This window comes from Cupriavidus sp. C2SS-8b, from assembly GCF_057073745.1.
In genome coordinates this window covers 2,403,932-2,429,845 of sequence record NZ_CP172716.1, presented here as the reverse complement: position 1 = coordinate 2,429,845, position 25,914 = coordinate 2,403,932, and the positions used below count along the sequence as shown (strand labels likewise).

Annotated in this window: 19 protein-coding genes and 1 tRNA gene; 10 read left to right on the top strand and 10 right to left on the bottom strand. The window is 65.4% G+C overall.

The window, feature by feature from the left end; genetic code table 11:
• The first annotated feature begins 9 nt into the window (after nucleotides 1-9).
• Nucleotides 10-315 carry a hypothetical protein gene (locus tag ACIGJB_RS11225; RefSeq protein ID WP_483729893.1) on the top strand — a complete coding sequence of 102 codons (306 nt, stop codon included), beginning with the start codon at nucleotides 10-12 and terminating at the stop codon, nucleotides 313-315.
• Nucleotides 316-463: 148 nt separating this feature from the next.
• On the top strand, nucleotides 464-1,366 hold the full coding sequence (gene lpxO, locus ACIGJB_RS11220) for a lipid A hydroxylase LpxO (RefSeq protein ID WP_483729892.1): 903 nt from the start codon (nucleotides 464-466) through the stop codon (nucleotides 1,364-1,366).
• Between the two features lie 47 nt (nucleotides 1,367-1,413).
• Here lpxO and ACIGJB_RS11215 read toward each other — a convergent pair whose 3' ends face one another.
• A complete protein-coding gene (locus ACIGJB_RS11215; protein WP_483729891.1) occupies nucleotides 1,414-2,889 on the bottom strand; it encodes a sensor domain-containing diguanylate cyclase in 1,476 nt (491 codons plus the stop codon).
• 175 nt (nucleotides 2,890-3,064) lie between these two features.
• Nucleotides 3,065-4,501: an aminotransferase-like domain-containing protein gene (locus ACIGJB_RS11210; RefSeq protein ID WP_483729890.1), complete on the bottom strand. Its 1,437-nt coding sequence runs from the start codon at nucleotides 4,499-4,501 to the stop codon at nucleotides 3,065-3,067.
• A gap of 176 nt (nucleotides 4,502-4,677) precedes the next feature.
• On the opposite strand from ACIGJB_RS11210, the gene ACIGJB_RS11205 reads away from it, so the two are divergent.
• Entirely contained in the window at nucleotides 4,678-5,043 is a 366-nt protein-coding gene (locus ACIGJB_RS11205) for a hypothetical protein (RefSeq protein ID WP_483729889.1), read from the top strand.
• 123 nt (nucleotides 5,044-5,166) lie between these two features.
• Complete coding sequence (locus tag ACIGJB_RS11200) at nucleotides 5,167-6,783, top strand: NAD(P)/FAD-dependent oxidoreductase (RefSeq protein WP_483729888.1); 1,617 nt, start codon at nucleotides 5,167-5,169, stop codon at nucleotides 6,781-6,783.
• A gap of 10 nt (nucleotides 6,784-6,793) precedes the next feature.
• Here the strand turns inward: ACIGJB_RS11200 and ACIGJB_RS11195 are convergent, their stop codons facing one another.
• Nucleotides 6,794-8,065: a TIGR03862 family flavoprotein gene (locus tag ACIGJB_RS11195; RefSeq protein ID WP_483729887.1), complete on the bottom strand. Its 1,272-nt coding sequence runs from the start codon at nucleotides 8,063-8,065 to the stop codon at nucleotides 6,794-6,796.
• Between the two features lie 93 nt (nucleotides 8,066-8,158).
• Here ACIGJB_RS11195 and ACIGJB_RS11190 point away from each other — a divergent pair, with 93 nt between their 5' ends.
• Nucleotides 8,159-8,758 (top strand): DUF1415 domain-containing protein, encoded by a 600-nt coding sequence (locus tag ACIGJB_RS11190; protein WP_483729886.1) that lies wholly within the window; start codon nucleotides 8,159-8,161, stop codon nucleotides 8,756-8,758.
• On the opposite strand, the gene ACIGJB_RS11185 is transcribed toward ACIGJB_RS11190, so the two are convergent.
• A complete protein-coding gene (locus ACIGJB_RS11185) occupies nucleotides 8,755-9,600 on the bottom strand; it encodes a class I SAM-dependent methyltransferase (protein WP_483729885.1) in 846 nt (281 codons plus the stop codon). The two genes, ACIGJB_RS11190 and ACIGJB_RS11185, sit on opposite strands and share 4 nt — an antisense overlap.
• A 233-nt stretch (nucleotides 9,601-9,833) precedes the next feature.
• Between ACIGJB_RS11185 and ACIGJB_RS11180 the strand changes: the two genes are divergently transcribed.
• The 3 genes from ACIGJB_RS11180 (at nucleotide 9,834) to ACIGJB_RS11170 (ending at nucleotide 14,045) form a co-directional block, all read left to right on the top strand.
• Entirely contained in the window at nucleotides 9,834-11,456 is a 1,623-nt protein-coding gene (locus tag ACIGJB_RS11180; protein WP_483729884.1) for a DUF342 domain-containing protein, read from the top strand.
• A gap of 239 nt (nucleotides 11,457-11,695) precedes the next feature.
• On the top strand, nucleotides 11,696-12,169 hold the full coding sequence (locus ACIGJB_RS11175; RefSeq protein ID WP_483729883.1) for an SRPBCC family protein: 474 nt from the start codon (nucleotides 11,696-11,698) through the stop codon (nucleotides 12,167-12,169).
• Nucleotides 12,170-12,488: 319 nt separating this feature from the next.
• The gene (locus ACIGJB_RS11170; RefSeq protein ID WP_483729882.1) at nucleotides 12,489-14,045 is read left to right on the top strand and encodes a methyl-accepting chemotaxis protein; all 1,557 of its coding nucleotides are present in this window, start codon (nucleotides 12,489-12,491) and stop codon (nucleotides 14,043-14,045) included.
• 53 nt (nucleotides 14,046-14,098) lie between these two features.
• On the opposite strand, the gene ACIGJB_RS11165 is transcribed toward ACIGJB_RS11170, so the two are convergent.
• The 4 genes from ACIGJB_RS11165 to pepN all read right to left on the bottom strand — a co-directional run bounded on the left by ACIGJB_RS11165 (nucleotide 14,099) and on the right by pepN (nucleotide 20,566).
• Nucleotides 14,099-16,306, bottom strand: coding sequence for an OsmC domain/YcaO domain-containing protein (locus ACIGJB_RS11165; RefSeq protein ID WP_483729881.1), 2,208 nt, complete (start codon nucleotides 16,304-16,306; stop codon nucleotides 14,099-14,101).
• Between the two features lie 235 nt (nucleotides 16,307-16,541).
• Nucleotides 16,542-16,617, bottom strand: a tRNA-Thr gene (locus ACIGJB_RS11160).
• A gap of 147 nt (nucleotides 16,618-16,764) precedes the next feature.
• Nucleotides 16,765-17,790, bottom strand: coding sequence for a class 1 fructose-bisphosphatase (locus ACIGJB_RS11155; protein WP_483729880.1), 1,026 nt, complete (start codon nucleotides 17,788-17,790; stop codon nucleotides 16,765-16,767).
• A 76-nt stretch (nucleotides 17,791-17,866) separates the two neighbouring features.
• Nucleotides 17,867-20,566, bottom strand: a complete 2,700-nt coding sequence (pepN, locus tag ACIGJB_RS11150) for an aminopeptidase N (protein ID WP_483729879.1) — start codon at nucleotides 20,564-20,566, stop codon at nucleotides 17,867-17,869.
• Between the two features lie 237 nt (nucleotides 20,567-20,803).
• Between pepN and ACIGJB_RS11145 the strand changes: the two genes are divergently transcribed.
• Together ACIGJB_RS11145 and ACIGJB_RS11140 are read left to right on the top strand one after the other, a co-directional pair.
• Entirely contained in the window at nucleotides 20,804-21,478 is a 675-nt protein-coding gene (locus tag ACIGJB_RS11145; RefSeq protein WP_483729878.1) for a DUF4136 domain-containing protein, read from the top strand.
• Between the two features lie 267 nt (nucleotides 21,479-21,745).
• Entirely contained in the window at nucleotides 21,746-24,073 is a 2,328-nt protein-coding gene (locus ACIGJB_RS11140) for an NADP-dependent malic enzyme (RefSeq protein ID WP_483729877.1), read from the top strand.
• A gap of 100 nt (nucleotides 24,074-24,173) precedes the next feature.
• Here the strand turns inward: ACIGJB_RS11140 and ACIGJB_RS11135 are convergent, their stop codons facing one another.
• Nucleotides 24,174-24,419 (bottom strand): hypothetical protein, encoded by a 246-nt coding sequence (locus ACIGJB_RS11135; protein WP_483710874.1) that lies wholly within the window; start codon nucleotides 24,417-24,419, stop codon nucleotides 24,174-24,176.
• 235 nt (nucleotides 24,420-24,654) lie between these two features.
• On the bottom strand, nucleotides 24,655-25,722 hold the full coding sequence (locus tag ACIGJB_RS11130; RefSeq protein WP_483710875.1) for a porin: 1,068 nt from the start codon (nucleotides 25,720-25,722) through the stop codon (nucleotides 24,655-24,657).
• Nucleotides 25,723-25,914 lie beyond the last annotated feature (192 nt).

Genomic DNA, 25,914 nt, shown 5'->3' with positions numbered 1-25,914 from the left:
CGCTTGCCGATGACCGAAGACATCCTGATGCAACTCATGGTCGAGGTGGAGAAGGAAGACCCGATCGACTACGCCAACCTGCCGTTCGACGATGCGGCGCTGCGCCAGCTTGCGTGCCGGCTCATCGCCGAGCGCTCGAACGCGCTCGAAGCCTCCGGCATGCCCGCGGAAGCCCAGCTGGCGACGTTGTGGGCGTCCACCGCCAAGCTGGTGCTGGAGAACATCGTCCTCAACGCCAGGCTGCTGACCCTGCAGGGCATGCCCGATGATGCGCGTGCGCTGATCGAGCGCATTTCGCGCCAGTCGCGCGGCTAGTCCGCGCCTCGGCCGGGACGGCCATGTGTCGCCGCCTTATCACGGTGCGGCAAGCCCCGCATTTCGCTTAAAATACGCGTTTTGGCTCCGGCCCCGGCTGCGCACGTTCCGTGCGTGCGGGCTCCAGAGCCGCCTGGGGGAAATTCGGGTGATCAAGTGGATTATCGTCGCCGCGTATCTCGGCGCCATCCTGTATGTGCACTTCCGCGGCAAGGCGAGATTGCGCATCTGGCGACAGCTGCTCGACCATTCGGCGCTGGTCGCGCCGGTCAATTGCTTCATGTACGCGTTCTCGGGTGTGCCGCGCACGCCCTACATCCCGCTCGACAACTTCCCGGACCTGGAACGGATCCGCGCCGCGTGGCCGGAGATCCGTGACGAGGGCCTGGCCCTGGCAGCGATGCGCAAGATCAAGGCCGCGGAGAAGAACGACGACGCGGGCTTCAATTCGTTCTTCAAGAACGGCTGGAAGCGCTTCTACCTGAAGTGGTATGAGGCCCAGCATCCGTCGGCCGAGGCGCTGTGCCCGAAGACGGTGGCGTTGCTGCAAGGCATTCCAAGCGTGAAGGCCGCGATGTTCGCGGAACTGCCACCGGGCGGCAAGCTCAATCCGCACCGGGATCCGTTTGCCGGTTCGTTGCGCTACCACCTGGGCCTGGCCACGCCGAACGACGACCGCTGCTTTATCGAGGTCGATGGCGAGCGCCACAGCTGGCGCGACGGGCAGGGCGTGGTGTTCGACGAAACCTACCTGCACTGGGCCGAGAACAAGAGCGATGCCAACCGGCTGATCCTGTTCTGCGACATCGAGCGCCCGATGCGTTTTGGCTGGGCCAGCAAGATCAATCACTGGCTGGGCCGCAAGGTCATGACCGCGGCAAGCTCGCCCAATGACGAGAACGACCAGACCGGCACGATCAACAAGCTGTTCCGCTTCGTCTGGGTTGCCGGGCAATACCGCCGCCGCTACAAAGCCTGGAACCGCAAGCTGTACTACGTAACCAAGTTCGGGCTGATCATTGCGGGCATCGCGCTGATCATCTACCTGTAAGCAAAGAGCCGGCAAAACGCCGGCTCTTTTGCCATGGTGGAACCCGCCTAGTCCTGCCGGCGGTCCCCCCGGTCTTCGTAGTAGGCGCGCTTGGCGTCATACATGCGGCTGTCGGCCACCTTCACCACGTCGCTCAGGCGCTCGCCCTGCAGGCAGGTGGCAGCGCCAATGGAGAGGCTAAGTCCGGTACCCGGGTAGAACTGGTTGTTCAGTTCCACGACCTGTTCGATCTGCTCGACCACGGTGGCCGCGCCGCGCTCGTCGCGGCCGGGCAGCAGCACCATGAATTCATCGCCGCCGGTGCGGGCCACGCAGGCCTGTTCGCCCACGGCTTTCTTCAGGACTTCGCCGGTGCGCCGCAGCAGCGCGTCGCCGTCGCCATGCCCGAACTGGTCGTTGACTGTCTTCAGCCCGTTGAGGTCGACGGCGATGACGCTGACCGGCCACGGGCCCTTGCGGCCCAGGCGCGCCAGCTCGTCTTCGTAGAAGGCGCGGTTGTAGAGCTTGGTCAGCACGTCGTGCTTGCCCAGGAACTCCACATAGGCTTCGGCCTTCTTGCGCGCGGTAATGTCGGTGAGCGACACCAGCACCTGTTCCCAGTCCTGTTCGCAGCCCGGGAACACCGACCATTGCATGAAGACGTCGACGGAGCGGCCGTCGAGCGCGTAGTTGATGACCTCGCGCTGTTGCCAGAGCTTTTCGTGCCACAGGTCGACCAGCTGCTCGGCAAAGTGAATGCGCATGTCGTCGCGGAACACATCGCCCAGGCGCGAGAGCAGGATTTCCTTGGAGGCCGCGCCGAACATCTGCAGCGTCTGCTGGTTGACATCGAGCACGCGGATTTCCTGCATGCAGCGCGACACGAAATCCGGATGCACGTTGAGGAAGGTGCGGAAGTCCGTGATGCCGGCCGCGCGGACTTCGTCGAGCAGCATCTTCACGGCGCTGAAATCTTCGACCCAGAGCGACACGGGCGAATGCTCGAACAGGCCTACCGCGTATTGCTCGCTGCGGCGCAGGTTGCGCTCGGTACGCACGCGCGCGGTGATGTCCTCGATCGACAGCAGCACGCGCTCCCAGTCGGCTTCATGGCCGGGCATGACGGTGGCTTCCAGGCGGATATCGAGGCGCTCGCCGTCGAGCGTGTAGTTCACGGTCTGGCTGGCGAAACGGTTCCCGCCATCCCAAAGCTGGCCGAGCTCCTCGACATGCTGGTCGAACATGTCATCGCGGAAGACGGTGTCGAGATTGCCGACCAGGTCGGCGAGGTCGGCGGCGCGAAACAAGTCCAGCGTGCGCCGGTTCACCGCGATCACGCGGATCCGCGACGAGCATTGCGCCACTTCATCCGGATTGGCCCGCAGGTAGGCCCGCAAGTCCGTCACCCCTTCGGCGCGCAGCCGCTCGAAGTGCTCGCGCACGGCGCTGAAGTCTTCCAGCCAGAGCGAGACCGGCGCCAGTTGAAACAGGTTCTGGTAGTCGTCGTCGACGCGCGACGCCGCGGATGCACTGCGCAAGGCCATTCTCCCTTCTTCTTGTTGTCCCGATGATCGGCAGGGTGCAGCGGCAATGGCCAACGGTCCGGGACTCGCCAGGGACCGGTCGGCCAAGCCAGCGGCAAGGATAGGCCAGCGCAAATGAAAAAGGGGAACGGTGTTGCAAAAAAGGCGAGTGCCGCACGCGGTGGCGCAGCGAAGGCTATGCCGCGAGCCGGTGAACGACCGACGCCACGGTGCCGAGCGCGCGCTCGAGTTGCGCCGAGCGCGGCGTGCCACAGTTGATGCGTACAAAGCCATCGCAGCGCGGGGAGTTGGAGAACATCAGGCCCGGCGCCACGTAGACGCCTTCGCGCAAGGCCTGATGGAACACGGCTTCGGATGACGCGCCTTCCGGCAGTTCGACCCACAGGTGGAAGCCGCCGCGCGGCAGCGTCAGCCGTGTGCCGGCAGGGAAGGTTGCGGCGATTACCTGCGCCGTCCACTCGCGCTGCTGGCGCAGCGCCAGGCGCAGCCGGCGCAGGTGGCGCTCATACGCGCCCGTCGCCATGAATTCGGCCACGACCGCCTGGGACAGCATTTCGTTGGGGCGCGACAGCGCGAACTTCAGCATTTCCACGCGCGCATGCCATTTGCCGGCGGCGATCCAGCCGAGCCGTACGCCGGGCGCCAGCGTCTTGTGCACCGACGAGCAGTAGATCACGTTGCCGGTGCGATCCCATGCCTTCGCGGCAGCCAGCGGCGTGTCGAGGTCGGCGGTGGCGGACAGGCAGTCGTCTTCGATCAGCGGCACGCCGTGGTCCTCGCACCATTGCACCAGCTGGATCTTGTGGGCGTCGGGCATGACCGAACCGAGCGGGTTCTGCAGGTTTGGCATGGCGACCACGGCACGGATGTTGTCGTAGGTGCGCACCGCCAGTTCCAGCGCTTCCAGCGAGAGGCCGGTCTGCGCGCTGCAGGGAATCTCGAGCGCGCGCATGCCCAGGCTTTCGAGGATCTGCAGCAGGCCGTAATAGGTGGGCGATTCGACCGCAATCACGTCGCCCGGTCCGGCCACGGCGCGCAGCGCCAGTTGCAGGGCTTCGGTGCAGCCGTGGGTGATGAGTACCTCGTCCGGCGATAGCGTGAAGCGGCTGCGCAGTGCCAGCCGGGCCAGCGCCGCGCGCAAGGCCGGGTGGCCGCGCGGCACGGCAGCTTCGCCAAAGAGCGTGGTGTCGCGCCGCAGGATACGCCCGGCCGCCTGCTGGAGCGCGGCGAGCGGGTACAGCGACGGCGCGCCGCGGGCGCCGCCCAGACTGAAGGTGCACGGGTCCTGCTGGCTGCGCGCGAGCACGGACGAGATGCGCTGGTGCATGCCGATGTACTGGGCCGGATCGGGCAGCGTGGCCGCCGGCTCGGTGATCGGCGCGAGGCGCAGGGGCGTGGTGGCTCGCACGAAGTAGCCCGAGCGCGGGCGCGCCTCCACCAGGCCGTCGCTCTCGAGCTGCCGGCACGCCTGCAGCGCGGTCGACAGGCTCACGTCATGAGCGCTCATCAACGCCCGCACCGACGGCATGCGGCGCCCCGGCGCCAGCGAGCCCGCATGGATGGCGTGGCGGTAGTGATCGGCGAGCTGCTGGTAGAGCGGGGCGGATTCCATACGGCATGATCGCCCCGCTGGCAGGGGCGCGAACAGATACAGAAGGTGGGGTTCTGCATCGTAACAGAGCAAAAAAATCTGCACTGTTCCGGTACGGGGCCGATGGCGCTGTGGCTGTGTGGGCCGGAGGGGCGCCGATACGCTGGATACCTGTCCGAACCACGCAAGGAGTCCTCATGCCAGCCTCGATCCCCGCACCGATGTCCCCGATCCGCTACGCGCTCGGGCCTGGCCAGGCGCTTCGGCGCCATGCCGCGCGCGGCACTGTCATCCATGTGGCCAGGGGACGTATCGAAGTGTCCTTGCCGCCGCAATGGGCAATGATCGGCACACTTGGCCTGCGTTACCGCCTCAGCCCCGGCGGGGTGCTGGTGCTCAGTGAAAGCGGCTGGGTGACGGTGTCAACAACCGGCGCAGCCGAAGTGATGTGGCGGGAGCCTGCGCCGGGGCGCTGGCAACGCACGCGGCACGCACTGGCTGGATGGCTGCATCGCCATGGTTGGGCGGCCGCGAGCGGCCCGGTCCAGGCCGAAACCCGATAGAATGGCGCACCCGGCCAGCCTTGCCCGGCCGGGTGCCCTTTTCTGGCCCGCTCCTGATGCCCCTTGGCACGGATGACGCGGCCGTTCCGGCTACGCTTGTGGCCGCATCCTCGCAGGTTTTCCATGCTCCGCCTTTCCGAACTCAAGCTCTCCCTCGAACACACCGAAGACGATCTCGACCACGCCGTGCGCGGCGCGCTGGCGCAGATCGGCGTGAAGGGCGACGGGCTTGTGCAATACACGGTGTTTCGCCGCGCGCACGACGCGCGCAAGCGCTCCGACATCAAGCTCACCTACATCATCGACATCGAGGTGAAGGACGAGCCCGCCGCCATCAAGCGCATGGCCGGCAAGCCGAACTGGAGCGTGACGCCCGACATGGCGTACCGCTTCGTCGCGCAGGCGCCGCAGGGCGGCAATACGCAGCGTCCGGTGGTGATCGGCATGGGGCCGTGCGGCCTGCTTGCGGGCCTGCTGCTGGCGCAGATGGGTTTCCGCCCGATCATCCTGGAACGCGGAAAGGAAGTGCGCGAGCGTACCAAGGACACCTTCGGACTGTGGCGCAAAAGCGTGCTCAACCCCGAGTCAAACGTGCAGTTCGGCGAAGGCGGCGCGGGCACGTTCTCGGACGGCAAGCTCTACAGCCAGATCAAGGATCCCAAGCATTACGGCCGCAAGGTGCTCAACGAGTTCGTGCGCGCCGGTGCGCCGGAAGACATCCTGTACAAGGCGCGTCCGCACATCGGCACGTTCCGGCTGGTGAGCATGGTCGAGAAGATGCGCGCGGAGATCCGCGAGCTGGGCGGCGAGGTCCGCTTCGAGACCCGCGTCGACGACCTCGACATCGATCAGGGCAAGCTGCGCGGCCTGAAGCTGTCCACGGGCGAGTACCTTGCCGCCGAGCACGTCATCCTGGCGGTAGGGCACAGCGCGCGCGACACCTTCGAGGTGCTGCACAAGCGCGGCGTGTTCATGGAGGCCAAGCCGTTCTCGCTCGGCTTCCGCATCGAGCATCCACAGGGGCTGATCAACCGTAGCCGCTTCGGCAAGTTCGCCGGCAACAAGCTGCTGGGCGCGGCCGACTACAAGGTGGTGCACCACTGCAGCAACGGCCGTTCGGTGTACAGCTTCTGCATGTGCCCGGGCGGCACCGTGGTCGCGGCGGCCTCGGAGCCGGGCCGCGTGGTGACCAACGGCATGAGCCAGTACAAGCGCGCGGAGCGCAACGCGAACGCGGGCATCGTGGTGGGCATCACGCCGCAGGATTACCCCGGCGGTCCGCTGGCCGGCATCGCGTTCCAGCGCAAGTGGGAAGAGCGCGCGTTTGAACTGGGCGGACGCAACTACAACGCGCCGGGCCAACTGGTGGGCGATTTCATCGCGCGCCGGGCGTCGACTTCGCTTGGCTCGGTCGAGCCGTCCTACAAGCCGGGCGTGACGCCGACCGACCTCAGCACTGCGCTGCCCGACTACGTCATCGACGCCATCCGCGAAGCGCTGCCGGAACTCGACAAGAAGATTGCCGGCTTTGCCATGCACGATGCGGTGCTGACGGGCGTGGAAACGCGCACGTCGTCGCCGCTGCGCATCGAGCGCAAGGCGGACTACCAGAGCGTGAATGTGGACGGCCTGTATCCGGCCGGCGAGGGCGCCGGCTATGCGGGCGGGATCTACTCGGCCGCGATCGACGGCATCGAAGTGGCCGAGGCCGTGGCGCTGGCCATCGTCAACGGCCACTGAAAGCCGCTGATCAGCGCGCGGCCAGCCACAGCGCCGCGCCCTGGCCCGCGGTGCGGCCGCTCGCGAAGCAGGCCGTCAGCAGATAGCCGCCGGTCGGGGCTTCCCAGTCCAGCATCTCGCCCGCGCAGAACACGCCGGGCAGCGCGTCCAGCATCAGGCTGGCGTTCATCGCTTCAAAACGCACGCCGCCGGCGCAGCTGATGACCTCGTCGATTGGCCGCGCGCGCAACAGGCGCAGCGGCAACGCCTTGATCGATGCGGCCAGCGTTGCAGTGTCCTGCATGGCTTCCTTCGACAGGCACTCGCGCAGCAGGGCTGCTTTCACGCCAGTGATGCCGAGCCGGCTCTGCAGGTGGCTCGACAGCGAGCGCGAGCCGCGCGGGTGCGATACCTCGGCCAGCACGCGCTGCGCATCATGATTGGGCAGCAGGTCCAGGTGGACGATGGCTTCGCCGTCGCGCTCGATCCGGTCCCGGATGGGCGCGGACAATGCGTAGACGAGGCTGCCTTCGATGCCGCCCGCGCTGATCACGAACTCGCCCTGGCGATAGTGCGTGTTGCCCTGCGTATCGGTCACGGCCAGCGCAACGGGCTTGACCGGATGCCCGGCATGGCGGTCGGCAAACATCGTGCTCCAGCTGGCATCGAAACCGCAGTTCGCCGGCCGCAGCGCGGCGATGTCGACGCCGTGCTGTGCGAGCAACGGCACCCATGCGCCATCCGAGCCGAGCCGAGCCCAGCTGGCGCCGCCCAGCGCCAGGATCACGGCATCGGCGCGCACCTGCAGTTCGCCTTGCGGCGTGGCAAAGCGCAGCGCACGCGCCGTATCGTCAGTCCAGCCGAGCCAGCGGTGCCGCATATGGAACTGCACGCCGGCTTCTCGCAGCCGGTGCAGCCACGCGCGCAGCAGCGGGGCAGCCTTCATGTCGGTAGGAAAGACCCGGCCGGAACTGCCGACGAAGGTTTCAATACCAAGTTCGTGTACCCAGTCGCGCAAGGCTTGCGCGCCAAAGTCCGCCAGCATCGGCGTGATTTGCGCGGTGCGCTCGCCGTAGCGCGACAGGAATGCCGGTTCCGGTTCGGCATGCGTGAGGTTCATGCCGCTCTTGCCGGCTATCAGGAATTTGCGGCCTACCGATGCCATGGCATCGAATACGTGTACCTGGACGCCTCGCGCAGCCAGTACCTCGGCCGCCATCAGCCCCGCGGGGCCGCCGCCAATCACCGCGGCTTCAACCGGCAGGATGGTGGGCGTGGCGGCAAGCGTATCGGTGGGCGGCATGGCAAGGCGGGGATGGATGGCAGGGGCGTGCTACGCCGCGGATTATAGAGCCTGCGGCAGCGCTAAAATGGTGCTTTGTCCAGCCTTGCCGCCATGCCGTCTTCCGCCACCGACCAAGATGCCGTCATTGCCGCCACGCGCCACTGGCTGGCGCGCGCGGTCATCGGGCTCAATCTCTGCCCCTTCGCCAAGAGCGTGTATGTGAAGGAGCAGGTCCGCTATGTGGTCTGCGAAGCTACCGAAGCCGCCGACGTGCTCGACATGCTGGAGCGCGAGCTGAAGCATCTGGCCGAAACCGACCCCGCGCAGGTCGATACCACGCTGCTGATCATGCCCGATGCGGTGGCCGATTTCCTCGACTTCAACGACCTGCTTTACTTCGCCGAGCGCCTGCTCAAAAGCCTGCGCCTGGAAGGCATGCTGCAGATCGCGAGCTTCCATCCGCAGTACCAGTTCGAGGGGACGGAGCCGGACGATATCGAGAACTACACCAACCGCGCGCCATATCCGATCCTGCATATGCTGCGCGAGGACAGCATTGCCCGCGCCGCCGCGGCGTTTCCCGACGCGGCCGATATCTACGAGCGCAATATGGAGACCATGCGCCGCCTGGGCCATGAAGGCTGGCAGCGCTGGATGGAAGGTGACGACGCCGGCGACGACAGCGCGGCGCCGCGCGCGGCGGACGCTTAGTTCGTCGCCTGCTCGGGTGCGGCGAAGAACCGCTCGCGCATCTCTTCAAGCCCCAGCGTGGCGAGCACATTGTCCAGCCGCTCGGCGGGACGGCGGCGCGGCAAGTCCTTGAACTGGGCGATGATCAGCTCGTTCTTCATCGAGTGTTCCCAGCCGACCAGCTCGGTCACGCTGACCTGGTAGCCATGCGCCTCCAGCTGCAGGCAGCGCAGCACATTGGTCACCTGGCTGCCGAATTCACGCGTGTGCAGCGGATGGCGCCAGATCTCGGTCAGCGGGTTGCCGGCCAGCAGGCGTCCCTTGTTCTTGCGCAGCACGCTCGCGACCTCGGCCTGGCAGCACGGCACCAGCACGATGTGCCGGGCGCGCTTGGCCAGCGCGAAGCGGATGGCGTCGTCGGTGGCCGTATTGCAGGCGTGCAGCGCCGTGACCACGTCGACCGTCTCCGGCAGCGCCGGCGAGGTGATGGAGTCGGCCACCGACAGATTCAGGAACGACATGCCCGGAAACCCAAGGCGCGTGGCCAGTGCCTGCGAGTTCTGCACCAGTTCTTCACGCGTTTCGATGCCGAAGATGTGCGACCGGTCGTGCAGGCTCTTGAAGAACAGGTCGTACAGGATAAAGCCCAGGTACGACTTGCCGGCGCCGTGGTCGACCAGCGTGACGGCATCGCGCTCGGACTTGACCTCCTGCAGCAGCGGTTCGATGAACTGGAACAGGTGGTAGACCTGCTTGAGCTTGCGCCGGCTGTCCTGGTTCATCTTGCCGTCGCGCGTCAGGATATGGAGTTCCTTGAGCAGCTCGATCGACTGGCCGGGGCGGATTTCGTGGGTATTTGCCATGACTGCGGGGATTCGGGAGGCGGCGGGCGCCTCGGAAGCCGACAGTTTACCGAAAACGCTGCGCCCGTCTGCGCAGGCCCGGGTTTGCCCTGCCTCAAGTTTGGTCTCCAGATGCCGTAGGTATTCGATTGATAACAAGCGGACGTGCGCTCAAGCGCACCGGCATGCGCTGACTGTGCCTTGAACAGGTGCAGTGCGAGGGCGCCGCTGTACAAAGCGAATTTGGGGGACTCATGAGTCACGAGTCGGGTTTGCGCCTGGAGCTCAGTGAGCCGGGCGAGCAGGTGCGCGCACGCTACGTGCCCGAGACGGGCCGGTTGCCTCCGGACCACACCGCGTTCCGGGAATGCCTGGCCAGCCATGGCTGGGAGCAGGCGCGGCTGGACCCGCGCGCGATTGCGAAATTCCTCGGCCAGTGCCAGCAAGCCGATCGCGAGATCGATGCCACGGTCGGCGCGCTGATCGACGGCGCGTTCGAACTCGACATCAGCGACGATCGCCTGTCCGTGCGCCTGACGCTGATGCGTCCCGAAGGCGGCCGCGCCGTGACCGGGGTGGAAATCCGGCGTGCCGTCGCCGAACGGGGCGTGACGGCCCAGGTCCAGTCGCTGGTACTGGAAGCCACCCTCGCGGAGGGTGCCTGCGAACTGCGCGAGATCGCGGCGGGCATCGCTCCGCGGCAAGGCCAGCCGGCGCGCTTCGTCAACTTGCTGCAACCGCGCAAGCCCGCGCAGGCCGACGACGACGCCCCCATGGACTTGCGCGAACTCGGCAACCTGATGTTGGTCAGCCCCGGCACGCCGCTGATGCGCCGCGTTCCGGCCGAGCCCGGCAGCGACGGCGTCGATGTCTTTGGCAAGGCACTGGCCGCCGACCCCGTCGAAGACACGCCGTTTGCCGACGGACTGTCCGGTGCCGCGGCCGATCCCAACGATCCCGACCTGCTGATCGCCGTCCTCGCTGGCTCGCCGGTGGTGGGCATGCACGGCATCGCGGTCAGTCCGGTGGTGCAGGTGGAATCGGTCGACCTGCACTCGGGCAATGTGGCGTTCGATGGCACGCTGCGGGTGTCGGGCGACATCCGCACCGGCATGTCGGTGAAGGTTACCGGCGACGTGGTCGTGGACGGTGTCATCGAAGCTGCGACGATCGAGGCGGGCGGCAGCATTCTGGTCAAGGGCGGCATCATCGGCAAGGCCGAGGCGGGACACGGGCATGCGGACCCGGGCGGGACCATCAGCCGCGCCAGCGTGCGCTGCCAGGGTGCGGTGCAGGCGCGTTTCATCGAAAACGCGGTGGTGGAGGCGGGTACGGAGGTCAACGTCGAAAGCGGCATTCGCCAGAGCGATGTGGCTGCGGGCGAGCGCATCGTCGTGGGTGGGACCAGCGGCACGGGCAGCATCAGCGGCGGCCGCAGCCGTGCGCTGCTGGCGGTGCGTGCGGCGGTGTTCGGCGCGCCCGCGGGCACCGCCACGATCGTGCAGGTCGGCGTGAACCCGTACGCGGATGCCCAGCGTGCGGCGCTCGAGGCTGAGCGCCGGCGTCTGCTCGAGGAGCAGAACAAGGTCAAGCAACTCGTGGCCTTCTTTGCCAAGAACCCCGAACGCGCGGTGGGAGACCTGCGCGAAAAGGCGCGGGCCACGCTGTTCAAATCGTCGCGCGACCTGTTCGAGCTCGAGGAGAAGATCGCCAGGCTGGGCGAGCAGATGCAACCCGCGGCGGGGGCGGTGATCGACGCCGCCCGCCGCATTCACGGCGGCGTGACGCTGCAGGTGGGCAACCGCGTGCTCAAGGTGATGGAAGACAAGCCTGGCGCACAGATCCGCCTGGTCGATGACCGCATTGCTGTGACCTGACCGGCATGGCTGCGGCCTGCGGCTGGCGTCCGGCGGAATTTGTACTAAGCTGCAGTGGTGTCCTGGGGTGCCGCAGGATAGGCGATGGCTAGTGTTGGGCAGTGAATGCAGAAGCGGATCAGCAATCTGTGGAAGCGTTACACGGAACCGACTCACGTGGCACTGAATTCCCGAAGGCCAGCGCGCGCGCTGGCCTTTCTGTTACTGCACGCCGCTCGTGCATGCCAAGGAGAATCACGATGAGCAGTCAGCAGGACCTCGACCTCGAGATTTCCCGCGTGCTGAAGGCGCCGCGCGCTCTCGTCTGGAAAGCCTGGACCGACCCGAACCACCTGAAGGAATGGTGGTGCCCGAAGCCGTGGACCACCGAAGTCCTCGCTTTCGATTTCGTGCCCGGGGGCGCCTTCCACACGCTGATGCGCGGCCCTGGCGGCGAAACCAGCGACAACCCGGGGGTTTTCCTCGAAGTGGTGTCGCGCTCGCGCATCGTCTGGACCACCGGGCTGGTCGCGCAATGGCGCCCGGCCAACAACCCGTGGCTGCCGATGACCGCCTATATCACCATGGACGACGAGGGCGACGGCACGCGCTACGTGGCCACCGTCCTGCACAAGGACAAGGCGACGCGCGACCAGCACGAGGAAATGGGATTCTTCGAAGGCTGGGGGACTTGCATCACGCAGCTCGAGGCGTATGCGCAGTCGCTGAAGTAAGGCCGTATCGCGGCGCCGGTGTTGGTTGGCGCAGACAGCAAAAGGCCCCGGAAGCACCGCGCTTCCGGGGCCTTCTTCTTTGCTGCGTGCCGGCGCTCCAGGCCGGCTATTGGCTGCGCGATTGCAATCCGCCGGAAGGGGTAGGCGTGGCCCGCGCTTGCGCGCCGTCAAGCCGGAGCGATGTTGGGCATGCGTCGCATCGTCCTGTCACGGCCGATCGTGAATACTCCTCGCGGCCCCGCCACCGGGGTAGGCGGGATGGATCGGCTTCGCGCGCGAAGCCGAGGGCAAGGTTGCAACGACACAGACAACCAGCATCATGAGATTGAATCTACCGGTCACCGATCACGAATACCAATTGCCATCGGACGAAGTCATCATCACGAGGACCGATGCGCAGGGCAATATCGAATACGCCAACCAGGCGTTCTTTCGCAGCAGCGGCTATGGGCGTGACGAGGTCCTGGGCCAGCCGCAGAACCTCATTCGCCACCCCGACATGCCGGCCGCCGCCTTCGCCGACATGTGGGCGACGATCCGTGCCGGTACGCCCTGGACGGGCGTGGTCAAGAACCGGCGCAAGGACGGCGGCTTCTACTGGGTGCTCGCCAACGTCACGCCGGTGTTCGGAGACGGCGAACTTGCGGGCTACCTGTCGGTGCGGACCGCGCCGACGGCGGCGCAAATCGCCGCGGCAATGAGGCTCTATGCCGACCTCAAGCGCGAGGACCGGTCACGCTGGCGACTCTGCGGTGGCGAGGCATGCCGCAAGGGCGCGGCCGGTGTGGTGCAGCGCCTGTTGCGGCTGCCGGTGGTGGCGCGGCTGCTTGTCGTCCAGTCCGTGCAGGTCGTGCTGATCGCACTGGCGGCGGCGAGCGCGACGGTGTGGGCGGCACCCCCGGCCATCATCTGGGCGCTGGCGGGCGCGGCGGTGGCCATGTGCGGGGCCGCGGGCTGCTACCTGGCGCTCAATATCCTGCGGCCCGTGATGCGCCTGAACCGCAGCGCGCTGGCGGTGCTGTCCGGCCAGTTGCGGCATCGCTTTCCCGAATGCGGCGACGCGCAGACGCGCTTGCTCGGCCGTTTCCTGAACCAGATGAATGCGCGGCTGGTGGGCGTGCTGCTCGATACGCGCAACTCGATCGAGAGCGTGTGGCAGTCCTCGGCCGGCCTGGCCAGCGGCAACGCCGACCTGTCGGAGCGCACCGAGCAACAGGCCAGCGCCATCGAGGAAACCACGGCCACGCTGGCGCAGATAACCGAGACCGCGCGGCAGAACGCCAGCGACGCCGAACAGGCCCATCAGGAAGGGCGCCGCACGGCCGAGGCGGCCTCCGCGGCAGCGGGCGGCGTGCGCCGCTCGGCGTCGCTGATGGAGCGGCTGACGACGCAATCGCGCAAGATCGCCGAGATCACGTCGGTGATCGATGACATCGCCATCCAGACCAACCTGCTCGCCCTGAACGCCGCGGTCGAGGCCGCGCGCGCGGGCCAGCATGGCCGTGGCTTTGCCGTGGTGGCGGGAGAGGTGCGGTCCCTGGCCCAGCGCGCCGAAGCGGCCGCGAAGCAGATCAAGGCACTGATCGAAAACTCGCTCGAAGTTGTGCAGGCGAGCAGCGAGGCGGCCATCAGCGCCGGCGGCGAGATGGACCGCGTCGAGCAATCGGTGTCGGCGCTGACGCGGACGATTTCGGCCATTGCCAATGCCAGTCGCGGGCAGAGCGTGGAGATCGAGCAGACCAGCGCTGCGGTAGAGCAGATGACGCAGATCACGCAGATGAACGCGGCACTGGTCGAGGAATCGGCTGCGGCGGCGATGGGGCTGAAGCAGCAGGCGCAGGCGCTGGAGGATGCGGTGAATGTGCTGGCCAGCTAGATGCCGGATGCGTACGGATAAAGCAGGGGGGCGAACGCCCCCGCCATGACGCTTCAACCCCTGGCTGAAGCCGCTGCCTTTGCCCGCGCCGTATGCAATTTGTTGTAGCTGTCGATCACGCGCTGGTGCCGGTCGAGGCCCTCCAGTTTCATGCTGGTGGGTGTCAGGCCAAAGAAGCGCACGCTGCCGTCCACTGAGCCCAGGGCCGCGTCCATCCGCGCGTTGCCATACATCCGGCGGAAATTGACCACGTAGTCGTCCAGTTCCAGGTCGTCGTCGAGAAGCACCTCCAGCACGACATTCAAGGCCTGGTAAAACAATCCGCGCTCGACCGAGTTGTCGTTGTACTGCAGGAAGGCGCCCACCAGCTCGTGCGCTTCTTCGAGTTGCTGCAGGGCGAGATGAATGAGCAGCTTCAGCTCGATCACTGTTAGCTGGCCCCAGTCCGTGTTCTCGTCAAATTCGATGCCGATCAACGTGGCGATGTCGGAGTATTCATCGAGCTCATTGTTATCGAGGCGCTCGAGCAGCGCTTCCAGGCTTGCGTCGTCCAGTCGATGCAGGTTCAGGATATCTGCGCGGAACAACAGCGCCTTGTTGGTGTTATCCCAGACGAGGTCATCGACGGGATAGATCTCCGAATAGCCCGGCACCAGAATCCGGCAAGCCACGGCGCCCAGCTGGTCATACACGGCCATGTACACCTCTTTGCCCATGTCTCCGAGAATGCCGAGCAAGGTCGCGGCTTCCTCGGCGTTGGAGTTCTCGCCCTGGCCGGAGAAATCCCACTCGACGAAATCGAAATTCGCTCTGGCGCTGAAGAAGCGCCACGACACCACGCCGCTGGAATCGATGAAGTGTTCGACGAAGTTATTTGGCTCGGTCACGGCGTTGCTGACAAAGCTGGGCTGAGGCAAATCGTTCAAGCCTTCAAAACTGCGCCCCTGCAGCAATTCCGTCAGACTCCGTTCCAGCGCCACTTCGAAGCTCGGGTGCGCGCCGAACGATGCAAAGACACCGCCGGTTCGCGGGTTCATCAAGGTGACGCACATCACCGGATAGACGCCACCCAGCGACGCATCCTTCACCAGTACCGGAAAGCCTTGCTCTTCCAACGCCTGGATGCCGGCCAGAATGCCAGGGTATTTCGCCAGCACTTCTGGCGGCACATCCGGCAATGCCATTTCGCCTTCCAGGATTTCGCGCTTTATCGCGCGCTCGAAAATCTCGGACAGGCATTGCACTTGCGCTTCGGCCAGTGTATTGCCAGCGCTCATGCCATTGCTGACGTACAGGTTCTCGACCAGGTTGGACGGAAAATACACTACTTCGCCATCAGACTGCCTCACAAACGGCAGTGAACAAATGCCGCGCTGGGTATTGCCCGAATTGGTGTCGTACAGATGCGATCCACGCAACTCGCCATCGGGGTTGTAGATGGACCGGCAATATTCATCGAGAATTTCGGCCGGTAATGCATCTTTACGTCCGGGCTTGAACCAGCGCTCGTCCGGATAATGCACAAACGCCGCATTGGCGATGTCTTCGCCCCAATACGTGCCACCATAGAAATGATTGCAATTCAGGCGCTCGATAAACTCCCCCAACGCCGATGCCAACGCGCTTTCCTTGGTTGCGCCCTTGCCATTGGTAAAACACATCGGTGAGTGCGCATCGCGGATATGCAGCGACCACACATTGGGAACGATATTGCGCCACGAAGCGATTTCAATCTTCATGCCCAGGCCCGCCAAAATGCCCGACATATTGGCGATGGTTTGCTCCAGTGGCAGATCCTTGCCCGCAATATAGGTGCTGGTGTCAGCAGCCGGCTTCAGCGTCAGCAGCGACTGGGCATCAGCATCCAGGTTCTCGACCTCTTCAATCACGAACTCGGGTCCAGTTTGCACCACCTTCTTCACCGTACACCGATCGATGGAGCGCAAAATACCCTGGCGGTCTTTCTCGGAAATATCCGCAGGCAATTCGACCTGGATCTTGAAAATCTGCTGGTAACGATTTTCCGGATCAACAATATTATTTTGCGACAGGCGGATATTATCGGTCGGGATGTTGCGGGTTGCGCAATACAGCTTGACAAAATAAGCCGCGCACAAGGCCGACGAAGCCAGGAAATAATCGAACGGACCAGGTGCCGAGCCATCGCCCTTATAGCGGATGGGCTGGTCGGCGATTACCGTGAAGTCATCGAACTTGGCTTCAAGACGAAGCTTGTCGAGAAAGTTGACCTTGATTTCCATGGGGGTACTCCAAAAACGGTGCTCAATATGATGCGGCCGCTCGCATTCTACCCAGAAGGCAACCCCGCCAAGGCTGGCTGCACGCCCGGAGCGCCGGGGGACCTGATTTGTCCGAGAGCGTTGAGGGTAAGGATCGCGCGAGGAGGGCGCCTGTGGAACGGATGAAAGCCCCCTGCACAATGCCCAGAAACAACAAAGCCCAACCGGTGTGGCTGGGCTAAGTGCTTGTTTTGAATGGTGCCGAAGAGAGGAATCGAACCCCCGACCTTCTCATTACGAATGAGCTGCTCTACCGACTGAGCTACTTCGGCAACACGTTCCGTTGAACTGGAACAGCCCGCAATAATAGCAGCGCTCTTACCGCACTGCAAATATTTTTTGTGACGGGGTGGGGCGGCGCCGGAAAGCAAACAGGGCACCCGAAGGCGCCCTGTCAGGGAAGGGTAGACGCCCCAGCGTCAGCCTTGCTGCTGGGCCGCCGCGGCTTCGTGGTGATAGCGCGTGACGCGCTCCACTTCGTTCTTCGACCCCAGGATTACCGACACGCGCTGGTGCAGTTTTTCCGGCTGCACGTCCAGGATGCGGATGTCGCCATTGGTGGCGGCGCCGCCGGCCTGCTCGACCAGCATCGCCATCGGGTTGGCTTCATACATCAGGCGCAGCTTGCCGGCTTTCTGCGGCTCGCGCTTGTCCCACGGGTACATGAAGACGCCGCCGCGCGTGAGGATGCGGTGCACGTCCGCGACCATCGAGGCGATCCAGCGCATGTTGAAGTTCTTGCCGCGCGGGCCTTCGTCGCCGGCCAGGCATTCGTCGATGTACTTGCGCACCGGCGGGGCCCAGTGGCGCATATTGGACATGTTGATGGCGAATTCCTTGGTGTCTTCCGGAATCTGCACATCGGACTGCGTCAGGATAAAGCTGCCGGCTTCGCGGTCCAGCGTGAACACGTGCACGCCGTTGCCGACGGTCAGCACCAGCGTGGTCTGCGGGCCGTACACGGCGTAGCCGGCGGCGACCTGGTGCGTGCCAGGCTGCAGGAAGTCGGCCTCGGTCACGGTCTGGCCCGGCTTGGGCATGTGCAGCACCGAGAAAATGGTGCCGATCGACACATTGACGTCGATGTTGGACGAACCGTCGAGCGGGTCGAACATCAGCAGGTATTCGCCCTTCGGATAGCGGTTGGGAATCTCGTAGAACGATTCCATTTCTTCCGAGGCCATGGCGGCGAGATGGCCGCCCCATTCGTTGGCGTCGAGCAGCACTTCGTTGGCGATCACGTCCAGCTTCTGCTGGGTTTCGCCCTGCACGTTGCCGGTGCCGGCCGAGCCGAGCACGCCGGCCAGCGCGCCCTTGTTGACGGCGTTGGAAATGGCCTTGCAGGCGCGTGCCACCACTTCGATCAGCAGCCGCAGTTCGGGCTGGATCGTGTTGTGCTTGCGCTGCTCTTCGACCAGGTAGCGGGTCAGGCTGATGCGAGTCATGATGGTTCTCCTTGGATGGCCGCAATTCTACATGTGCCGCGAGGGCCAGCGCCGCGCCGGCGCTGGCCCCCGGGCGTCACGCGGCCAGCGACTTGCCGACGATTTCGCGCACGTCGCGCGACAGCGAGGCCGATGCCGAGACGCGTTCGAGCTCGGCGCGCATGCGTTCGCGCAAGGCAGGCTCATACTTCTGCCAGCGGTCCAAGACGCGCGCCAGGCGCGCCGCGACTTGCGGGTTGATCGTGTCGAGCGCCAGCACCTGGTCGGCCCAGAAGCGGTAGCCGGAGCCGTCCGCCGCGTGGAACTGCGCCGGGTTGCCCGAGCAGAAGCTGAAGATCAGCGAGCGGGCGCGGTTCGGATTGCGCAGGTTGAACGCGGGGTGCTCCATCAGCGCGCGCACCGTGTCGATGGTGCGCTTGCCGGCGTGCGGGCCGACCTCGCCGCGCTGCATGCCCTGCAGCGAGAACCACTTGTCGATGACCAGCGCATCGTCCTCGAAGCGCTCGTAGAAATCGGCCAGCGCGGCCTCGCGGCCCGGGGCGAAGCTGTTGACCAGCGCCGACAGGGCGGCAAAGCGGTCGGTCATGTTGTCGGCTTTCAGGTACTGCTCGCCGGCAAGCTGCAGCATGGCGTCGCTGCCGCTCTCGACCAGGTAGCCCAGCGCCAGGTTGCGCAGCGCGCGGCGCGAGGCCGATTCGGCGTCCGGGCTGTAGGGACCCGGCGTGGCGTTGGATTCGTAGGCCGCCAGCCAGTCGGCCTGCAGCGCATGGGCCAGGCCCGCGCGCATGAACTGGCGCGCCATGTGGATCGCGGCCGGATCGGCCACGCCCATGCGCTCGGCCAGGTAAGCCTCGGCCGGCAGCACCAAGGCCTGCTCGCGGAACGCGGGGCTCAGGCGGTCGTCATTGAGCACGGTGCGCATGGCACTGACCAGCGCGGGGTCGAGCTTCAGGTCGCGGCCGGCCTGCACGTCGGTCACGAGCTGCAGCAGCGCACGCGTGGCCAGGCGCTGGCCGGCTTCCCAGCGGTTGAACGCATCGCTGTCGTGGGCCAGCAGGAACGTGAGCTGGGCGTCGGAGTACTCGGCATCGACGATCACCGGGGCCGAGAAGTTGCGCAGCAGCGACGGCAGCGGTGCCGCGGCATCGCGCGGCAGGTTGATGAAGCGGAAAGTCTGCTCGGCCTGCGTGAAATCCAGTACGCGCGTGGTGCCGCCGGCCGCGGCCTCGCCTTCGAGCTGCAGCGGCAGGTCGTGGCCATCGGCGCCGAGCAGGCCGATCGCGAACGGGATATGGAAAGGCTGCTTCTCGGGCGAGCCGGCGCGCGTTTCGATGCCGACCTTCGGGCAGCGCTGCGACAAGGTCAGCGTCAGGCTGCCGTCGGCGGCGTTCCAGGCGGTGCGCGCCGTGACCACCGGCGTGCCCGCCTGGCTGTACCAGAGGCCGAACTGCGTCAGGTCGCGGCCATTGGCATCGGCCATCGCGGCGCGGAAATCGTCGCAGGCGACGGCCTGGCCGTCGTGGCGCTGGAAATACAGGTCCATGCCCTTGCGGAAGCCGTCGCGGCCCAGCAGGGTCTGGTACATGCGCACGACCTCGGCGCCTTTCTCGTACACCGTGACTGTGTAGAAGTTGTTGATTTCCTCGTAGCTGTCCGGGCGCACCGGGTGCGCCATGGGGCCGGCATCCTCGGGAAACTGCACCTGGCGCAGCACGCGCACGTCTTCGATGCGCTTGACCGCGCGGCCCGATTCCGAGCCCATCATGTCGGCCGAGAATTCCTGGTCGCGGAACACCGTCAGGCCTTCCTTGAGCGAGAGCTGGAACCAGTCGCGGCAGGTCACGCGGTTGCCGGTCCAGTTGTGGAAGTACTCGTGGCCGACCACGGCTTCGATATTGGCGAAGTCGACATCGGTGGCGGTCTGCGCGTTGGCCAGCACGTACTTCGTGTTGAAGATGTTCAGGCCCTTGTTCTCCATCGCCCCCATGTTGAAGTCGCCGACGGCGACGATCATGAAGCGGTCCAGGTCCAGTTCCAGCCCGAAGCGGCGCTCGTCCCAGCGGATCGCATGGATCAGCGAATCCATCGCATGGCGGGTCTTGTCGAGATCGCGCGCCTCGACCCAGACCTGGAGCAGCTTGTCCTTGCCGGAGGCTGACTGGATGGTTTCCTCGATGCATTCGAGCTTGCCCGCCACCAGCGCGAACAGGTACGACGGCTTGCGGAACGGGTCTTCCCACACGGCTTCGTGGCGGCCACCGGGCAGTTCGCGTTCGCTGACGAGATTGCCGTTGGACAGCAGCACCGGGCAGGCCGCGCGGTCGGCGCGCAGGGTCACGCGGTAGGTGGCCATCACGTCGGGCCGGTCCAGGAAATACGTGATGCGGCGGAAGCCCTCGGCCTCGCATTGCGTGAAGAAGTTGCCGTTCGAGACGTAGAGACCCGACAGCGAGGTATTGGCCGCCGGCTGGCAGGCCGCGGTGATTTCGAGCGTGCCGTGCGCGGGCAGGCCCGGCAGCGTCAGCGTGCCCGCCTGCTGGGTCGCGTTGGCCACGGGTCTGCCATCCACGCTCACGCCGATCAGTTCCAGATCCTCGCCGGCCAGCACCAATGGCGCGTCGGCGGCCGCGCCTGCATGGCGCGCGAAGCGCAGCGTGCTGGTCACGACGGTGCGTTGCGGGTCGAGGTCCAGCACCAGTTCGACGTGGTCGATGGTGAAGGCCGGCGGCGTATAGTCCTTGCGATAGACGGTAACGGGCGTATCGGTGCGCAGCATGGGGAATCCTGTCTTCGGAAGACCGTGAAAGCGGGGCGTGCCGGCCTGCGGGGCGAAGCACGGCTCTGAAGTAACCATTGTAGCCAAGGGGTAGACCGCATTGCCTGACGGGAATTCCGGCGCGGCGACGTGGTCTCAGAGACACGTCAGATCAATAACCAGAGAGGCTTCGATATGTGGCAATGGGCGGGCCGTGAAATGGGTGGAAGGGGCGGCCACTGTATTGACGAGAGTGGGATGTGGCGCAGGCTTGCCGTGTGGCTGGCGCTGGCCGGCGCCATGCTGATGACCGGGTGTGCGAGCACGGTCGTGACCGATGTCACGGCGTTCCGGCAGCCGGGCTGGCAGAACGATGCGCCGCGCACCTACAGCTTCGAACACACTGCCGAGCAGGCGGCGCAGCTGGAGCGCCAAACCTATGAGCAGTGGCTGGCCAGCGCGCTGGCGGGGGTCGGCTTCGAGCAGGTGCCCCCGAAGCAGGCGCGCTACCGGGTCAGCATGGAATACAACGCGGCGCCAGGCATGGTGCGCGTGGCGGAAACGGTCTACCCGGACCCTTGGTATGGCCCGTGGGGGCCGTACTGGGGGCCGTATGGGGCCTACCGGCCGTGGGGTCCGTGGGGCTGGCCCGGCTACTGGCCGCCGCCCCAGACCGTCGTCCGCGACGTACCGGTGACCTTCGCCAGCCTGCGCGTCTATTTCAAGGATGCGGCGACCGGGCAGCGGGTCTATCAGGTAAGCGCCCAGAACCAGACCGAGAACGGCAACCCGGCGGCGATGATGCCGTACCTGATCCGCAGCGCCTTTACCGAGTTTCCTGCCGAGAGCGGCCGGCCCCGGCGCGTAACCTTGCCGGTCGATGAGAGGCCGGCCCAGCCGGCGCCTGCCGACGCAAAAACGGCCCCTAAGTAATGCCGGCGAACCATATACATTGGCGTGCCATTGCATACGGCTGGGTAAAAGCTGTTTTGCTGCGATATTCGGCCGAAAACCCATTTCCCTCCTTGAAAGAGGTGGGTTAACGGCTGCTACCGTGGGCTAGAATAAGCGCTCGATTTTTCCGGCCCACACAACCGAAGCCCGTCAGGATGCTGCCCCTCGCTGCCGGCCATCGTGCCTGCTGCCTATAGGGTGGAATGCGCACGGGCGCCGGCAGAAGGCCATTTTCCGGACGAGCCAATGAGCAGCAAGACCAGCGGTGATGCACCGCAACATGCCCCGAACAGTCCTGAAGCGCAATTGCGCCTGGCTGCGCTGGAATACCACCGCAGCCCGACCAAGGGCAAGATCCAGGTAACCGCCACCAAGGCGCTGTCCAACCAGCGCGACCTGTCGCTGGCGTACTCGCCGGGCGTGGCCTACGCCTGCGAGGAAATTGCCAAGGATCCGTCGACTGCTGCCGAATACACCTCGCGCGCCAATCTGGTGGCCGTGGTCACCAACGGTACGGCCGTGCTGGGCCTGGGCGACATCGGCCCGCTGGCCGGCAAGCCGGTCATGGAAGGCAAGGGCTGCCTGTTCAAGAAGTTCGCCGGCATCGACGTGTTCGACATCGAACTCGACGCGCGCGACCCGGACAAGATCGTCGAGATCGTCGCCGCGCTGGAACCCACGCTGGGCGGCGTGAACCTCGAAGACATCAAGGCGCCGGAATGCTTCTACATCGAGCAGAAGCTGCGCGAGCGCATGAATATCCCCGTCTTCCATGATGACCAGCACGGCACCGCCATCATCTCGACCGCGGCGCTGCTCAATGGCCTGAAGGTGGTCGGCAAGGACGTCGCCAAGGTGAAGCTGGCCGTGTCGGGCGCCGGCGCGGCGGCCATCGCCTGCCTGGACACCATGGTGAGCCTGGGCGTGAAGCGCGAGAACATTTCGGTGGTGGACTCGAAGGGCGTGATCTATGTCGGCCGCGATGCCAACATGGAAGCCAACAAGGCCCGCTACGCGCAAGACACCTCGGCCCGCACGCTGGCCGATATCGTCAAGGGCGCGGACGTGTTCCTGGGCTGCTCCACTGCCGGCGTGCTGACCGGCGAGATGGTGAAGACCATGGCCGACCAGCCGATCATCCTGGCGCTGGCCAATCCCGAGCCGGAAATCCGCCCGGAAGTGGCCAAGGCCGCGCGCCCGGACTGCATCATCGCCACGGGCCGTTCGGACTACCCGAACCAGGTCAACAACGTGCTGTGCTTCCCGTACATCTTCCGCGGCGCGCTCGATTGCGGCGCGACCAAGATCACGGAAGCGATGAAGCTGGCCTGCGTGAAGGCCATCGCCGAGCTGGCCGAAGCGGAACTGAACGATGCGGTCGCCGCGGCCTACGGTGGCCGTGAACTGAAGTTCGGCCCCGACTACATCATCCCGACGCCGTTCGACCAGCGCCTGATCGAGAAGATTGCGCCGGCCGTGGCCAAGGCCGCGGAAGAGTCCGGCGTGGCCACGCGCCCGATCCAGGACCTGGATGCCTATCGCCAGCAGCTGTCGACCTACGTCTACCACACCGGCATGATCATGAAGCCGGTGTTCTCGGCCGCCAAGGCATCGCCCAAGCGCGTCGCCTATGCCGAGGGCGAGGAAGAGCGCGTGCTGCGCGCCGTGCAGGGCGTAGTTGACGAAGGGCTGGCTCGCCCGATCCTGATCGGCCGCCCGCACGTGATCCAGATGCGTATCGAGAAGGCCGGCCTGCGCCTGCGCGCCGGTGTCGATTTCGAGCTGATCAACCCGGAAGACGATCCGCGCTACCGCGCCTACCACGAGGCCTACCACGCGCTGCGCGGACGCGACGGCGTCACGCCCGACATGGCCAAGGTGGCGCTGCGCCGCTCGAACACGCTGATCGGCACGATGCTGATGCACATGGGCGATGCCGATGCGCTGCTGTGCGGTACCGTGGGCCGTTTCGAGGCGCACCTGGAACACGTCAACGACGTGATTGGCCTGGCGCCTGGCGCCAAGGTGTTTGCCGCGCTGAACGCGCTGATGCTCGAGAAGCACACGCTGTTCATCACCGACGCCTTCGTCAACGACGACCCGACCGCCGAACAGCTGGCTGCGATCACGCAACTGGCAGCGGAAGAAATCCGCCGCTTCGGCCTGCATCCGAAGGTCGCACTGATGTCGCACTCGATGTTCGGTTCGTCGACGCGTCCGTCCGCGCGCAAGATGCGCGAAGCGGCCGAGATCCTGGCGCGCGTGGCGCCGGAACTGGAAGTCGAGGGCGAGATGCAGGGCGACGCCGCGCTGGACGAGGACGTGCGCCGCCACTTCCTGCCGTCGACCAAGCTGGCCGGCAGCGCCAACCTGCTGGTGATGCCGACGCTGGACGCCGCCAACATCGCGTTCAACCTGCTCAAGATGACGGGCGGGCAGGGCGTGACGGTGGGTCCGATCCTGCTGGGCGCGGCCAAGCCCGTGCACATCCTGAACCCGCAGGCAACCACGCGCCGCATCGTCAACATGACCGCCGTCGCGGTCGCCGAGGCTAACGCCAACGCCGTGCGCTAAGCGCTGTCGTCACACAGCCATTCAGGCATGAAAAAGGCCGGGTCAATGACCCGGCCTTACTTTTTTGCTGTGGCGCGCCAAAAGCGCGCCGCACCGGTCGTTATTGCAGTACGTTGTACTGCTCGCGCATGACCACGATGATCGACCTGGCGGCAGCAAGCTGGTTATCCAGGTTCTCGACATACTCCTGCGGGAAATTCACTTCCGCGCTCCAGTTGCAGCCGGTATGGTCCGGCTGGTGCATTCGCACCGCGTGAAGCTCACATTCACCGCATTCGGGGTTGTTATCCAGGCACTGGTTCAGGATGGTCATCAGTTCGGAACGGGTCTTCGCATATCGCCGCATGAGTCACCTGTCTCGCTGTGGTTTTCGTAGTCCGGACAACCAATCTATGCACCGTGCCCCGCTGCTTCCAATTGAATCGGCCTATGAAGCGGTGGCTGCCGATCCGCGAGTGCGTGGCAGATAATGCGGCGCTGCAGCATGACGGCGCTGGACGAATGCCGGATGTGATGCCAGCGCGGCAACAAAAAAGCCCGCCAAGTGGCGGGCTCGGTGCTGCTTTCAGACTGCGTGGGCGTCAGAACTTGTGACGCACACCCACGCCGAACGTATCGCCGTGCTCGATGCCGGTGATCTTGTCGTAGTAATAGGCCGCGTACACGTCAGTGCGCTTGGACAGGTTGTAATCGTAGGCGACCGCAAAGGTATTGCGCTTGAAATCGCCGATCGAGTTATCGGTCTTGTCGTAGGCGTACGAAGCCAGCAGGCTGCCGGCGCCGATGGGCACCGATGCGCCGAACTGGCCGTTGACGTGCTTGATGTCGCCGGACGGCGCCGTGGTGGCGCGGGTCTTGATGTACTGGCCCTGGGCAAACAGCTTGACCACCTTGAAGTCATACGACAGGCCCAGCTGGGCTGCGTCCTGGCGCGACAGGCCGGCGTTGGCCAGGTCAGTCGCCACGTTGTCGAAGCGGACTTGCTGGTAGGCAACGGTGGCAGCGAACGGGCCATTGAAGTACATCAGGTTGCCGCCCCACTTGTTCTTGCCGCCCGCGCCCGGCTGCTCGCCCATGGCGTAGATGAAGTTCGCGGTCAGGCCACCGAAGTTCGGCGTGGAGTACAGAATCGAGTTGTTCCAGCCCGAATCGCCGATGATGCCCGGGTCGACCACACCGCCGCTGGCAGCGCCGAAGTAGGTATGGAAGATTGCCGGCGAGAACACGTACGAGTCGACCAGCGGGTTGAACAGGATGGTCGAGATGAAGTAGGGCGTGGTGTTGCGGCCCAGCTTGACGGCGCCGGCCTTGTCGTTCTGCAGGCCGACATAGGCATTGCGGCTGAACATCGAGTCGCCGTTGAAGCGGCCCATGCTGCCGCTGTCGGTGCGGAAGAAGCCGTTCAGGTCGAACACGGCCTTGGTGCCGCCGCCCAGGTCTTCCGTGCCCTTGATGCCCCAGTAGGACGTCTGCATACCGCCCGAGTTGGCGACCCAGGCGCGCTCGCCGACGCCCGGGCTCTTGACGCCGCCGACAAACATGTCGGCCTGGCCGTACAGCGTCACGCTGGACTGGGCCATGGCCGTGCCGGAAAGAAGGGTAGCTGCTACCGCCGCCAGCTTCATTGCCGGCTTGTACTGCTTCTGCATGTTTAAGACCTCCGTGGTTTTATCCTGCTTGGAACGTTGTGTACTGGGTCCCTGTCGGGTTCTTGTTCTGGTCTTTACGCTTCTGTTCGTGCCGCCTGGTCTGGGCTCGGTTGACGGGCCCGCATTCATCGAGATTGCGGGCCGGGGTGCCGGCGGCATCGGGTACAGCGTTTTTGTTATACAGGTGTTGCT